Consider the following 13,111-nt stretch of genomic DNA (forward strand, 5'->3'; position numbering starts at 1 on the left):
CTCCTTATGTTATGCGGTTTATTTATTTATTTGAATTGAAATCTGGAACAGCTCTTAATTGTGCTTGAGCATTGGTTTGTGCAATGCCGTTTTGCTCTATATCTTTTAGGAGCCATTGCATTTCTTTTATTTCTCGCTCTTGGGCTTCAATTATATTTGTAGCAAGCTTTTGAACGCGTTTATCTTTGATTTTTGCCCTGTCACTGGTGAGTATGGCAATTGAATGATGTGGGATCATCGCCGACATCCATGAGCTATCATCAACAGTCACTTGTGAGCGAACTAAAAATAAACTTCCTGCAAATACGGCAACACTAGCAATGAGTACTGTTATATTTTTCTTTTTATCTTTATACATATTGAGCATGAAAAGTAGCATTATCACTGCCATCGTGGCTCCCATATAAAGCGCCATATAAGTACGAGTTTCACTAAAATAAACATGACTAAGTTGGTAGGTGTTCAAATACATCAATACAAACATGGTTATTGTGGATGTTGCTATCATTAAAAAAAATTTTGAATAGTGTGACATTGTATTGCTCCTTAAAAGTTTTGTATTTTGTTTTTACATGTGAGTAATTTTTACACTATCAAGCTCACAAATCAGTGTTTCCTGTTGTGTAAAATGGGTATTTAATAATTAACTCAAGAATTATGCCGTTAGGCTAAAATTGCTCGCTGGATTTACTTATGTATCTGTAGGTTTCTTCATTTGAGTTGTCAGTGAGTAGTTCAATATTATATTTGTGAAATATACCCTCCATTTCCATTCCGGGAGTGCCAATAGGCATGGCTGGTACACTTAAGCCTGTAATGTGCGGAGCGTGTTGCCCAGATAAAAACTGTTTTATATGTTTAACGGGAACATGACCTTCAAATACAAATCCATCGGCTGACACGGCTGTATGGCATGAGCGCATATTAGGTTTTATTTGATACTGAGATTTAATCGACCCCATGTCATTAACGTTAATTGCTTTTGTTTGAATATTGTTTTCACTCAAATGAGCAATCCACTTATTACAACATCCACAATTTTTACTTTTATAAACGGTAAGCTCAATTTCAGGTTTTTCTGAATTTTCATAGATTATTGATGTTTTATGCTGTTTTTCGATACTCATTGCCGAAAATGACATAGTTAATGATAAAAAAAACGCTGAGGTAATGTAGATTACTCGCATTGTTAACTCCTTAATTAGACCAGTGAATATGAGTGATTTTCCAACCTTTATCGGTGTTTTTTAATGTGATTGATTCCATTCCCGTAGACTTAATATCTTTCCCTTTATACTTTCCTTGAGTTTTACTTCTTGAAATTGAGTAAGCTATGTCTCCATTTGTGTGAACTTGATGCTCTAGCAGTTCACTATCAACTGCACTTAAGAATTTCATATCCGCTATCATATGATGGTTCGCGTATACATCTGCAGAACGCTCAACAATTCCGCCTTCAAAAATGACGACATCGTCGGCCAGTAATTTACGGGCACCTTTGGCATCGCCTTGTTTTAGGGATGCATGAAATAAGCTAACTGCCTTTGCAGCTTCGCTATCAACATTAACAAAGACCCAGCCTTTTTTTGTGTGCTCTTCATGGGTGTGTGCGTTCACAGCAAAAGAACTAACAGCGCTAAAAATTAGTAGCAATAAAATTTTTAAATTAGAGGATTTAATTAACATACATTTTCCTTTTTTATTAATCGTTAAATAGGCGGACCAACAAGTGTTGTAAATACACTTGTTGTAATAAGTACAAATAGGGCAATTAATATTTCAACAGTGATCGAGCGTTTTAATATACTTATATGGTGTTGTTGAGTGATTTGCGGGACTAAAAAAAGCTTATGCCATGCACCTAGTAACAGCATCGCGCTGACGAGTAACAGCTTTAATAAAATTAGTTGCCCATAATTTGATGTAAACAATGCAGAAAATGACTCTAGGTACTGCAGGAGCAGAGTTAAGCCCGAAATAAGTAGTACAAATACAATAACAATAGCGAGTTGACCAAAGTAATGCATTAACCGCTTTACTTCACTGGTAGGTAGTAAAGTGCAGCTTTTGTAAAGCGGCCACAATGACCCTAACCAGCTCGCAATGGCAATAAGGTGAAAGGTTAAAATACTTTTCACTAACCCATTTTCATTTGCACTGTGCCCAGTAAAAGTGAAGCTATAAGCGATAAACCCAAGCATGATTAGTATAACGGCAACGTTTTTATAACCTGCTACGTTATCATCTGATTCCACACTCCACATACATGCGCTAATTAGAGCAATAATAAGCGCTGGTATTCTAAACGTTGCTTGGTCACCTATGACTGATTGCCAAACAATTTCAAGCATAAAGGGGTCAAACATTCCCATAAAGCCTGATTCAGCCATTGCTCCAGCTTCTATTGGTACTTGTAAAAGTGCAGCAATACTACCTGTAACTACACACGTAATTTGCCAACGTTTTAAGAACTGATAAAAGCTAATTAAGTGATGCCCTGCAACATTGCTGTTGCCACACATAAAGCGCATTAATAAAGTGCCCGCAAGCCCTGAAATTGCGATATAGCTTGCTAGTTTTAATAATAGTAAGAGTACTGACCATTCACTTAATTGCATTATGTTGCTACTTAATGATTATGTTTGCTGTGGGTATTAGATTGTACTTGCATCATCTTATGCGATTCACTTTTGTGTACCATAAATCTAAACGTGTCGGTCATTTTATGTCCATCACCACCCAGTGCTGTCCATTTAACCGTGTAAGTGCCTTGGACTAAGCTCGGCAATGACCAACTAAAGTCTGTGCTTGGGGTAGAGCTTGGTTTGAAATCAAAGTTTATTGATTTATTTTTTTCATCTTTGATGATGACTTTTGCTAGCCTTACTTCACCACCAAAAGTTAACGAAAGTTGCTCTGGGCTTTTCATTAACATGGCTTCTTGCGCAGGTGTTGATTGCTTGAGTGATATATGCGCTGATGCGGAAAATGTAAGTACTAAACCTAAAATAGCTACTGCAGAATTAAAAAACTTCATAATTACCTCTTATTTAAAATGATTAAAACCAAAATTTAATACCCGTAACAAATGCGGTGTTGTTGCTACTTTGTCCACTTGATGTGGCATAGTCGGCGGTATTGCCAAATTTATTGCTCCATTCAACGCCAATATAGGGCGCAAACTGGCGTGTAAATTCATAACGAACCCTAAAGCCAATCGCGCTGCTTGATAGGCCACTTCCAAGTTCGTTTTGTTTATCGTTTTTGCCATAAAGTGTAATTTCGGCTCGCGGTTGTATAATTAGCTTTTGCGTGAGTAATAGTTCGTACTCTGCCTCTAACGTAAATGCGGTATTGCCTCGCTCACCTACGTATGCTGTCATATCAAGTTCAAACCAATAAGGGGCTAAACCTTGTAAGCCAAAAGCCAACCATTGCCGATTTTCACCTTCTTTATTGTAATCAAGACGAACACCTGCTTGAGTATCCCAATATGCTGATACGGCGTGACCCCATAAAATATCGGTTTGGTTTTCTTCAATACTTCCTTCGCTGAAATCACCCTCGGTTTTAATTACCAATCGATCAAAGGTAGTGCCGTACCATGCTTGTAAGTCAAATACACCTGCGTTTGCTTGCTCGTTATATTCAAGACGATCGCCTAGTAATGCGTAAAATGGATGCTCATCAGCGAGTGTTAATCGCTCATTGCCCTCAAGCGCATATGGGCCTTCTGTTAAAGTTGTTCCCGCAGAGTAAGCATGGGGGTCTCTTGCATCTTTAGGTGCACTTCCTCCTTGTGGTTGCATCTTAGCGCTATTCATTTGTGCCATTTCACTTTGCGCTAATAAAGGGAAACTAATTAATGAAGCCCCTGTTAACATTAATAAACCTAATGATTTAGATAGTTTTAATTGTTTCATGATACGACTACCTCTCTAAACATACCGGCATCCATATGGAATAATAAATGGCAATGCCAAGCCCAGCGACCTACATCGTGAGGGGTGGTTAAAAAGCTGATTCTTTGTGCGGGTTGAACAGGTATCGTATGACGTCGCACTTGCACATCACCTTGCTCGTTTTCTAAATCACTCCACATACCATGCAAATGCATAGGGTGCGTCATCATGGTATCGTTTTGTAAAATAACTCTTAAACGTTGGTTATGCTTCATATGCACTGGCGTGCTTTTACCAAATTCTAAGCCATCAAATGACCAGCTATAACGCTCCATGTTTCCGGTTAAATGCAGCTCAATTTCAGCTTCTGGCTCTTGCTGGTTAGTGATCCCTTCAAGTGAGTGTAAATCTGCAAGTGTTAAAACACGACGACCATTTTTACGTAAACCAATACCAGGATCATCAAGATTTGTTCTAGGCATATCAACGCGCATATCAACTGAAGCTCCATACTCCGTTTTTGCATGACGCACTTTAGAGCTGGCAACCGCTAATGGGTTTTCAGACATACCATGTTTGCTATGATCCATCGCCATTGCACCGTGGCCCATAGCGCTATGATCCATTTCTTTAGAGTTCATACCTGACATGCCTGCCATACCAGCCATTGCAGAGTGCTCACCGCCGTGGGTCATATTGCCCATCATATCGGTCATCGTTAACCATTCAACAGGGTCAAGTGCAGGTACTGGCGCATCAATATTAGGCGAGCTTGATAAAGTTCCTTTTGCGTAACCAGAGCGATCCATACTTTGAGCAAAAATCGTATAGGCATCATTTTTAGGCTCAACAATTACGTCGTAGGTTTCACCAGGGCCGAATCTAAATTCATCAACTGTCACTGGTTCAACGTTTTGCCCATCTGCTTGTACAACCGTTAGTTTTAACTCGGGGATACGCACGTCAAAAAAGCTATTACTAGAGCCATTAATAAACCTTAACCTAAGCTTTTCACCGACTTTAAATAATCCACGCCAGTTTGCCATTGGAGTACTACCGTTCATTAAAAAAGTCATTGCTGATGCAGATAAATCAGCTAAATCTGTAGGATTCATTCGCATCTGATTCCACATTTTTCGGCGCTGTAGAGCATTTGAAATACTGCTGCTTGAAACGTCATCGAAAAACTCTGGGACAGTGGGTTGATTGAAATTAAATACATCACTCTGTACTTTTAATTTACGGAACAGCGCCATTGGGTCATCATCAGTCCAATCAGATAATTGAATAACATGCTCGTTATCTGCACTAATAATATCGTTTTCTCGCGGTTCAATAATTAATGCACCGTACATGCCTGTCATTTCTTGAAAGCCACTATGTGAGTGATACCAATATGTACCGCTTTGTTGCAGTTTAAATTTATAAACAAAGGTTTCGCCCGGCATAATGCCTTTAAAGCTGATACCTGGTACGCCATCCATTTGATACGGTAAAATAATGCCATGCCAATGAATTGAACTCGGTACTGATAACTTATTTGTTACTCTAATAGTAACGTCATCGCCTTCTTTGAGGCGCAAGGTAGGAGCGGGTATAGATCCATTGATAGTTGTCGCCATACGTACTACGCCAGTAAAGTTAACCGGCGATTCATCTATAACCAGATCAATTACTTCGCCGCTAAGTTCGGGCACAGTGCCTGTTATTGTTCCTGCTACTAAAGATGATGCAGCATGTAATACACTCGGAAAAGCAGCAAGTACACCTCCTGCAATTAAGCCTTGAACAAATCGTCTTCGTGGTGTGCTAACCTGTTGTGATGACTTTTTAAACCCCATTTCCTTACTCCTTCATAGCAGAATATGTATTGAGTATAGAAAATAGACCTGTCTTCAACATGACGCGAACATTACAAAGTTGTAATCTTGGTGTCATGTTGCTGTAGTGACAGATACTGCATAATATTTGCAGAGGTAGTTGTTAGGACTTTAATGAAGGAATTGTATGCGCTTATTAGTTGTTGAAGATGAAGCAAAAACGGGAGATTATTTAAAACAGGGACTAAGTGAAGCTGGTTTTCAGGTTTCTTTGGCGCGCAATGGTCTTGACGGTCATCACCTAGCAATGACCGAATTATTTGATGTAATAATACTTGATGTCATGTTACCTGACGTATCCGGTTGGAAAATTTTACAGTCGCTACGTGAAGCAGATAACAAAACCCCAGTACTATTTTTATCTGCTCGCGATAGCATAGACGATAGAGTAAAGGGGCTCGAACTTGGTGCTGATGACTATTTAATAAAGCCTTTTGCTTTTGCTGAAGTTTTAGCAAGAGTACGCACTCTTATTCGCCGTGGTGCAGTACAAACAGTTGACGATATACTGATCGTTGCTGATTTAGAAATGGATATTCCAAAGCGAAAAATACAACGTGCAGGCAAGCGTATTTTATTGAGTAATAAAGAGTTTAGCTTACTTGAACTATTGTTACGGCGCGAAGGTGAAGTACTGCCACGTTCGTTAATTGCTTCTCAAGTATGGGATATGAATTTTGATAGCGACACCAATGTGATTGATGTTGCCATTCGTAGGCTAAGAGCAAAAGTTGATGATGACTTTACTATTAAATTAATTCATACAGTTCGCGGTATGGGCTATAAATTAGAGGTTGAAACTGATGGCTATTAAGTCACGGCCTTTATCACTTACGATGCGTGTTGTGTTGTTTGTGGCTGTAACCGTTATTGCGTGCTTAACTTTAGTTGCCACCTTAATAAATAGTTCGATAAAACATCATTTTTTCCAGCAAGATAGTAGTGAACTGCATGTTATTAATCAATCTATTGAATTAGTTTTAAGACAACACTATAAATCAAACCTGAAATTTAAAAATGAATTATCTAACGCTGTAGCGGGTCATCACGGTGTTTACTATCAGGTAAATACCGCAAAAGGAGATCTCATTTTTCAAAGCTCTGAACGAGATTTTAGTGATTTTGTAATGAGTGCTAAGGCTTCAACTGGCTTTAACCGTAACAACATTACCTCATGGCAAAATGATACCCACACCTACCGAGCTCTGGTGAGTAATTTAAGTACTGAGCAACAGCAATACAAAATTACTACAGCGATAGACATGAGCTTTCATTTACACTTTCTCAATCAATTTCAACAAAGCCTTTGGGCCATTATGTTTGGCTCAGCGGTACTCATTTCATTGGTGGCTTGGTTTGCTGTACATCAAGGATTAAACCCTTTACGAGGTTTAAGTCAGAAAATACACGATATCCAAACTAATAAAATGGATGTAAGGCTCGATGAAAATAAAGTGCCTATTGAGCTTGTTAATATGGTGCAGTCGTTTAACTCAATGCTCGACAGGCTCCAGGGTGAATTTATTCGCTTATCAAATTTTTCTAGTGATATTGCTCATGAACTACGAACTCCACTAACGAATATAATTACTCAAACACAGGTTGGATTATCTAAAAAAAGGCAGTTGGAAGAGTATCAAGAATTATTATTTTCTAACTTAGAAGAACTCGAGCGATTAACGAAAATGGTTAGTGATATGCTTTGGCTCGCCAAAACTCAAAACGGGCTAATTAAACCAGTTCAAAACACTCTAAAAAGCCATGATGAAATTGAAGTGTTATTTGAGTATTTTGACGCTTTGGCTGAAGACTCATTGATTGCATTTAATAAAAAAGGTCAAAACCTTTGTTTTTATTGTGACAAATTACACTTTCGTCAATTATTATCAAACTTACTATCCAATGCAATTAGGTACGCTCCAAAAGGCTCATCAATCACTGTAAACAGTGAAATGACCACCGCTGAAAAAATATGCATTTCAGTGATTAATACAGGGGAGAGAATACCTTCTGAGCATTTACCTTATTTATTTGACCGCTTTTATCGACCTGATAAGTCGCGGCAACGACACAGTGACGGAGCAGGTTTAGGGCTTGCAATAGTTAAAGCTCTAGCGCAAGCAAACGGTGGAGATATAGAGGTCAGTTCAAATAATCAAACTACCAGCTTTAAAGTTTATTTAAATTTAGTTAAAAGCTAATTATTAAAACCAATAACTCAATGTTTGCTTGTAGCTCTTTGGCGAAGTTCAGCTAAGTGCCAGTTGCAGACGTTCGATAATGAGATTCATGAGCCAAAATTTGCTCTTATTCTCTCTTAGGGATTTTCTAATTAATTAGCTTTCACGCGTTGTTTACGGCATCTGCAACTTTTTCTGCAATTTCATATACCGTATTAGTTGCTGAATTAAGAGCAAACTTATCCACAAGCGTAGGACTCAACTTCATAATCTCATCTTTACTAATATTATGCCAAATAGGAAGAATGACTTTTTCACCCTCCATCTCTTTTGCGACTAATCCATTTAGTTCATATTGTGTCCAGTTTTTTTCGAAAAAACTTTTAGATAAAATAATTAAACCAAACCTAGATTGAGAAAGGCCTTTATCAATGGACTTCCTTAAACTATCACCAATTCTTAGTGCGTATTCATCATACCAAACTGAAACTCCCTGTTTTATGAGCTCATCTGCTAATGATTTCACAAAATCAGCTTTATCTTCAGAGGCGTGTGAAATAAATAAGTCGCTTGCTTTACCATCTTGCTTAGTTAAATCCTTAGCAAAACTGATCGGCATATTTTTTAATTGAGACAATATGTTTCCCTGAATTTTTAATTCTTCATTTAATGATTGATTAAGTGCAATATTCTTTCTTTTTTGAACTTTACCACCAAATTTTTCTTTATTTCGCTCAGCTAACTTTCTGGTTTTTTGAGCTATTTTTGACTTAACTTGTCGTCTAGCTTTAATAACAGACTTTTCTTTACTTTTTAAGGCCTTCCTTAATTTATGTATATCGTCATAAGGATCTGCATTTTTTAATTTTTTTACTGCCCACTCGAACTCTATCTCTCTAGTAATTACATTTTGTTCAAGTTTTCGTATTTCTGCATCTAGAAAGTTAACACCTTTATATTTGGGATGTTTCAAATTTATTCCTTAAATGCTTAACATTTCTTAGTGTTCGAAGGGCACATCTGAGCGGATGTAAAGCTCGCCTTTATAATCTATATAGTTTTAACAAATAACTTTAGATATTACTATCACAGTTTTCCATTGTATTTAACCAACCTCAATGGCCGGTAATCGCTCTTTTGAGGCATTCGCCTCAACACGTTTTGGGGCAGAAACGAGTTACGCTTTAATGCCCGCTCATGGCACTTAGGCGAACTTCGGCAAAGAGCGATAAGCAGACATTGAGATTGGCTAAATATCGTTGTTAATAGATTGGTTAAACTGCTCTTTGCGCATATATTCATGAAAATAAGCGACGCGCGCATATTGCTCTATTTATCTTTTCTTTAAAGTTTTAGAAAACTTAATGATAGTAATACCTTAGGTTATTTGCTAAAACTATATAAAGTAGTGAATGGGCTTTGTATCGGCAGAAATACGCATGATGAGCGCACTATTAAATTGTTATATTAACCCTGTATTTAGGGGGGAATCATCATCTAGAGACAAAAGGAAGTGTATGAGGAATCAAATTCAAAATGAGAACTTTGTAATTACTGCGTTTGATGAATATATTAAGTCAAATTACTTTAGTGGGGTGGTTAGCCCTGGTGAGTTTTATGAGTTTTGTAGAAATACGGAACGTGCAGAAATCAATGAAAGTTTAATTAATCGTTTACCAATTTCTATAAAAACGACCGCTAAAGAACTAAACTTGAAGTTTAATGAATGTAAACCCAAAAGCGGTACTAAAGATAACCGTTCGAACTTGCTCCAAAAAGCTTTCAAAATAATTGATTCAAATCAGTTAAAAATTGGAAGTAGCTTAGCAAAATTTTTTCCGAATGATGGAGACAATAAAAAATTACTTAGGTATGTTGATCTTCTCTCAGTTTATAAATTGCATGAAAAAAAGATAACTCCATCTGATATTCCTAATTGGCCAAGAAATAAAGGTAAAGAAATATTAGAAGAGTTCTCTAATTGCGATATTGATAGTTTTCAAGACTATTTAGCTAAACTTAAAAAACCTAGTGGATTACTCAACCTAAAGACTACGAAGAGTACTAAAAAAGGAGTTGTTTATGCAAAAGAAACTAAATACTCTGCAAATAGATCTGGATATATCGTTGTTAAATTAGGACTGACTGAAAAAAAAGATCCAACTCGTGCCATCACAGCCGAGGATATCAAGTTAGGTCATGAGTGCCGTGTTTTTGGTACAAATGATATCCAAAGCGCAGAGAATAAAGCTTTGTCACAAATGCAATCAGATCCGCTATGTATTCCTTTTAATTTACCAAATCGTTCTCCACGCTCACGGAATCAAGAGTATTATGAAATACCTTTATCCCACTTCAATTGTTTTGCCAATTATGTAAAAGATGCTGCTACATATTATATGAAATGAATTTCACACACATAATTTCAATGACGCTTTTATAAACATCACATCCCTAAAAGATAGGGATGATAAATATTTTTAATCAAATTCGAGTATGGAATCAAAATAAATGGATCGCATTACTAAAAAATTATTACAAGACTTTCTACGAGGACAGGAATTAAAAGAGACTAATGAACCTGATGACTTTGAAATTTTTTGTAATTATGTTGCACTATCGAATGAATATAATAAAACATTTGATAGTAAAACCATTACCGTCGGCGCAGGTGCAGATACAGGAATTGATGGATTAGCAATTATTGTTAACGGCCACCTTGTAGAAGATACTGATGAAATTGACGATCTATTATCCAGCAACGGCTATTTAGACGTAACCTACTTATTTGTTCAAGCTAAAACATCAAGCAAATTTGATACTAAAGAAATGCATGCTTTTTATTTCGGGGTAAATGATTTTTTCTCTGAAAACCCTAAGTTACCTAGAAATATAGATATAATTAAAGCTGCTGAAATTTCAGATTATTTACTTGATTATGCATCTGACTTTAAAGAAAACCCTAAATGTAGGACTTACTATGTAACTACAGGGGTTGTTAACGAAGACGCTAATATTTCTGCTGTTGTTGATTCAGCTAAAGAAGATTTAAGAAGTTATAATTTGTTTGAATCTATTGAGCTTAATGTCTTAGGCGCTAATGAATTAGGTAAGCTTTATCGAAAAACAAAGGACCCTGTTAGCTCAAGGTTCTCTTTTCCTAATAAAGTAACATTGCCGGAAGTAGACGGTATTGATGAATCATTCTATGGGGTAATTCCTTTTGCTGAATTTGAAAAAATATTAGTTGATGAAAATGGTAATATTCGCAGTGTTTTTGATGATAATGTTCGAGATTTTCAAGGCGCTAATAATATTGTTAACACTAATATTCAAGAAACAATTCAAGGTGATTCACCAAACCTATTCAGTGTATTAAATAACGGAATAACAATAGTTGCGGATTCAATAAAATCATCAGGTAATACAATCACAATTATTGACTATCAAATTGTAAATGGCTGCCAAACTAGTAATGTTTTATATGAAAATAGAAGTAATCCATCAGTTGGTGAAATATTCATACCGCTCAGGCTTATAGGTACTAAAAATGAGGATATAAAATCCAAAATTACAGTATCAACAAACAATCAAACAGCCATTAAGAAAGAGCAATTATCTGCAATGTCAGATTTTCAAAAAAACTTGCAACATTATTACTCTGCAATTGATGGAGATGGAAAGTTATACTATGAAAGACGGGCTAAGGAATTTAACTCTGATCGAAATGTGATTAAAAGAAAAGTAATTACAATACCAATACAGCTTAAGTCATTCTCTTCAATGTTTAATAAAAACCCTCATATGGTCACAACATACTTTGGTAACTTAGTAAAAAGTATGGGTAAATCTGGTAGTGGTATTTTCGAAGAAGATCATCAGTTTGCACCATATTATCTAGCAGGTCTTGCATATTACCGATTAGATTCCTTATTCAATTCAGGAGAAATAGATAAAAAATATCGAAAGGTTAAATTTTATTTAACCATGTTAGTACCAATGTTGGCTTCTAGTGATAATTTCCCCCCTTTAAATAGTCAGAAAAAAGTTGAGAAATATTGTAATCCTATTATTGATAAATTAAATAATTATGATGATTATAAAAACTTATTTACAGCGGCTGTTTCAATTATTGAGAGATCTGGTGCTCCTATTGAAGATAAACAAGCTTTGAAGTCCAAAGCAATGACTGAGCAAATTTTAAATGCGTATGCAGGCGAGAAAATATAATAAGGCATTTAAACAAAGATAAAACTGTGGGTTATTTTTAGCTTTGCTACATATCTGAACCTGCAGTTTTAGTCCGCTTAGTGCTGCGTTATGTTTCAAGGAGAGAGCATTGAATTTAAGTGATGAATCTAGGTAGTATCTAATTCAAATGGGCATAGAACCTGATTTGTATCAGGCCGACTTGTCATCACGCTTCCATGATGGTGTTAATTTAATAGATACATTGATAGTCAGCTTTGGGGGAAAGCATCAAGTAGTTTTGAAGCTGAAGATTTTAATTCGCACTTCAGACAACACGGGACCTCAGATGACAGTGAAATATATAACCACGCCTATGTCATCTTTAATTACATCAGGATGTTCAAAGATGGCGGCCGTTTCGGGCTTTTCAAGGGCAGGCAAGCTGAATGGCAAGGCCCGATTGTAACGCTCCGTCCAGAGGATGTTTCAGAGTCAGACGTAGAGGTATTGACTGAAGGTATGTCAATTTACCGCGGTATGTCTGAAGCTGAACTCAATAGTGGTCAGTTTGGACAATCTTGGACAACTAATCTTGATGTAGCCAAAAGGTTTGCCCAAGAAACCTACAGTGACATGCTGCAAGGTATCGTGGTTAGAACTTGTTTGGACAAAAAAAATGCGATATATCACTCTAAGGCTGACTTTGAATTAGAGGTGATATTGGCACCGCAGACTGTAGTGTCTGCGGATAGAATTGAAACATAACAAGTACATTAGCTCCCTTTAGTCGCGCGGTTTATGTAGGTATTACCAATGACTGCTTATGGCACTGAGCCGAACTTCGGCAAAGAGCGAAAAGCAGACATTGACCGTTAATCGTTTCAACGACGGCAATTAGCCATACGTTGCATGTTTGCTCCCTTACTGGTTTTACGATATCCAAAACCGACATAACGAC

General features: G+C 36.7%; 13 protein-coding genes. 5 read left to right on the plus strand and 8 right to left on the minus strand.

Annotation, left to right across the window (positions count from 1 at the left end):
* Positions 1 to 22: 22 nt before the first annotated feature.
* The 7 genes from H5092_RS17095 to H5092_RS17125 all read right to left on the minus strand — a co-directional run bounded on the left by H5092_RS17095 (position 23) and on the right by H5092_RS17125 (position 5,743).
* Complete coding sequence (locus tag H5092_RS17095) at positions 23 to 535, minus strand: DUF305 domain-containing protein (RefSeq protein WP_010388415.1); 513 nt, start codon at positions 533 to 535, stop codon at positions 23 to 25.
* Between the two features lie 133 nt (positions 536 to 668).
* Positions 669 to 1,187, minus strand: a complete 519-nt coding sequence (locus tag H5092_RS17100) for a DUF411 domain-containing protein (protein ID WP_002963058.1) — start codon at positions 1,185 to 1,187, stop codon at positions 669 to 671.
* A gap of 10 nt (positions 1,188 to 1,197) precedes the next feature.
* On the minus strand, positions 1,198 to 1,686 hold the full coding sequence (locus H5092_RS17105; RefSeq protein ID WP_002963057.1) for a DUF4440 domain-containing protein: 489 nt from the start codon (positions 1,684 to 1,686) through the stop codon (positions 1,198 to 1,200).
* A 23-nt stretch (positions 1,687 to 1,709) separates the two neighbouring features.
* Complete coding sequence (locus H5092_RS17110; protein WP_010388414.1) at positions 1,710 to 2,618, minus strand: copper resistance D family protein; 909 nt, start codon at positions 2,616 to 2,618, stop codon at positions 1,710 to 1,712.
* Between the two features lie 11 nt (positions 2,619 to 2,629).
* Positions 2,630 to 3,037: a copper resistance CopC family protein gene (locus tag H5092_RS17115; RefSeq protein ID WP_010388411.1), complete on the minus strand. Its 408-nt coding sequence runs from the start codon at positions 3,035 to 3,037 to the stop codon at positions 2,630 to 2,632.
* 22 nt (positions 3,038 to 3,059) lie between these two features.
* On the minus strand, positions 3,060 to 3,923 hold the full coding sequence (locus H5092_RS17120) for a copper resistance protein B (protein WP_002963237.1): 864 nt from the start codon (positions 3,921 to 3,923) through the stop codon (positions 3,060 to 3,062).
* Positions 3,920 to 5,743, minus strand: coding sequence for a copper resistance system multicopper oxidase (locus tag H5092_RS17125; RefSeq protein ID WP_010388409.1), 1,824 nt, complete (start codon positions 5,741 to 5,743; stop codon positions 3,920 to 3,922). Before H5092_RS17125 ends, H5092_RS17120 begins: the two co-directional genes overlap by 4 nt.
* 166 nt (positions 5,744 to 5,909) lie before the next feature.
* Here H5092_RS17125 and H5092_RS17130 point away from each other — a divergent pair, with 166 nt between their 5' ends.
* Both H5092_RS17130 and H5092_RS17135 read left to right on the plus strand, forming a co-directional pair.
* Positions 5,910 to 6,596, plus strand: a complete 687-nt coding sequence (locus H5092_RS17130; protein WP_010388408.1) for a heavy metal response regulator transcription factor — start codon at positions 5,910 to 5,912, stop codon at positions 6,594 to 6,596.
* On the plus strand, positions 6,586 to 7,983 hold the full coding sequence (locus H5092_RS17135; protein WP_010388405.1) for a heavy metal sensor histidine kinase: 1,398 nt from the start codon (positions 6,586 to 6,588) through the stop codon (positions 7,981 to 7,983). Before H5092_RS17130 ends, H5092_RS17135 begins: the two co-directional genes overlap by 11 nt.
* Positions 7,984 to 8,125: 142 nt before the next feature.
* Here H5092_RS17135 and H5092_RS17140 read toward each other — a convergent pair whose 3' ends face one another.
* On the minus strand, positions 8,126 to 8,935 hold the full coding sequence (locus tag H5092_RS17140; RefSeq protein ID WP_002962239.1) for a toll/interleukin-1 receptor domain-containing protein: 810 nt from the start codon (positions 8,933 to 8,935) through the stop codon (positions 8,126 to 8,128).
* Between the two features lie 544 nt (positions 8,936 to 9,479).
* Between H5092_RS17140 and H5092_RS17145 the strand changes: the two genes are divergently transcribed.
* The 3 genes from H5092_RS17145 to H5092_RS17155 all read left to right on the plus strand — a co-directional run bounded on the left by H5092_RS17145 (position 9,480) and on the right by H5092_RS17155 (position 12,918).
* Positions 9,480 to 10,370, plus strand: a complete 891-nt coding sequence (locus H5092_RS17145; RefSeq protein WP_182734207.1) for a hypothetical protein — start codon at positions 9,480 to 9,482, stop codon at positions 10,368 to 10,370.
* A 103-nt stretch (positions 10,371 to 10,473) separates the two neighbouring features.
* Positions 10,474 to 12,192: an AIPR family protein gene (locus tag H5092_RS17150; RefSeq protein WP_182734210.1), complete on the plus strand. Its 1,719-nt coding sequence runs from the start codon at positions 10,474 to 10,476 to the stop codon at positions 12,190 to 12,192.
* A gap of 357 nt (positions 12,193 to 12,549) precedes the next feature.
* Complete coding sequence (locus tag H5092_RS17155; RefSeq protein ID WP_182734212.1) at positions 12,550 to 12,918, plus strand: hypothetical protein; 369 nt, start codon at positions 12,550 to 12,552, stop codon at positions 12,916 to 12,918.
* Positions 12,919 to 13,111 lie beyond the last annotated feature (193 nt).

This window comes from Pseudoalteromonas sp. SR41-7, from assembly GCF_014163935.1.
GTDB classification, from domain to species: domain Bacteria; phylum Pseudomonadota; class Gammaproteobacteria; order Enterobacterales; family Alteromonadaceae; genus Pseudoalteromonas; species Pseudoalteromonas distincta.

Bases quoted from the DNA above. Each gene is read 5' to 3' on its own strand.
- H5092_RS17100 (WP_002963058.1), bottom strand. From the start codon at position 1,187: ATGCGAGTAATCTACATTACCTCAGCGTTTTTTTTATCATTAACTATG.
- H5092_RS17125 (WP_010388409.1), bottom strand. From the start codon at position 5,743: ATGGGGTTTAAAAAGTCATCACAACAGGTTAGCACACCACGAAGACGA.
- H5092_RS17155 (WP_182734212.1), top strand. From the start codon at position 12,550: ATGTTCAAAGATGGCGGCCGTTTCGGGCTTTTCAAGGGCAGGCAAGCT.
- H5092_RS17095 (WP_010388415.1), bottom strand. From the start codon at position 535: ATGTCACACTATTCAAAATTTTTTTTAATGATAGCAACATCCACAATA.
- H5092_RS17105 (WP_002963057.1), bottom strand. From the start codon at position 1,686: ATGTTAATTAAATCCTCTAATTTAAAAATTTTATTGCTACTAATTTTT.
- H5092_RS17130 (WP_010388408.1), top strand. From the start codon at position 5,910: ATGCGCTTATTAGTTGTTGAAGATGAAGCAAAAACGGGAGATTATTTA.
- H5092_RS17150 (WP_182734210.1), top strand. From the start codon at position 10,474: ATGGATCGCATTACTAAAAAATTATTACAAGACTTTCTACGAGGACAG.
- H5092_RS17120 (WP_002963237.1), bottom strand. From the start codon at position 3,923: ATGAAACAATTAAAACTATCTAAATCATTAGGTTTATTAATGTTAACA.
- H5092_RS17115 (WP_010388411.1), bottom strand. From the start codon at position 3,037: ATGAAGTTTTTTAATTCTGCAGTAGCTATTTTAGGTTTAGTACTTACA.
- H5092_RS17135 (WP_010388405.1), top strand. From the start codon at position 6,586: ATGGCTATTAAGTCACGGCCTTTATCACTTACGATGCGTGTTGTGTTG.
- H5092_RS17145 (WP_182734207.1), top strand. From the start codon at position 9,480: ATGAGGAATCAAATTCAAAATGAGAACTTTGTAATTACTGCGTTTGAT.
- H5092_RS17110 (WP_010388414.1), bottom strand. From the start codon at position 2,618: ATGCAATTAAGTGAATGGTCAGTACTCTTACTATTATTAAAACTAGCA.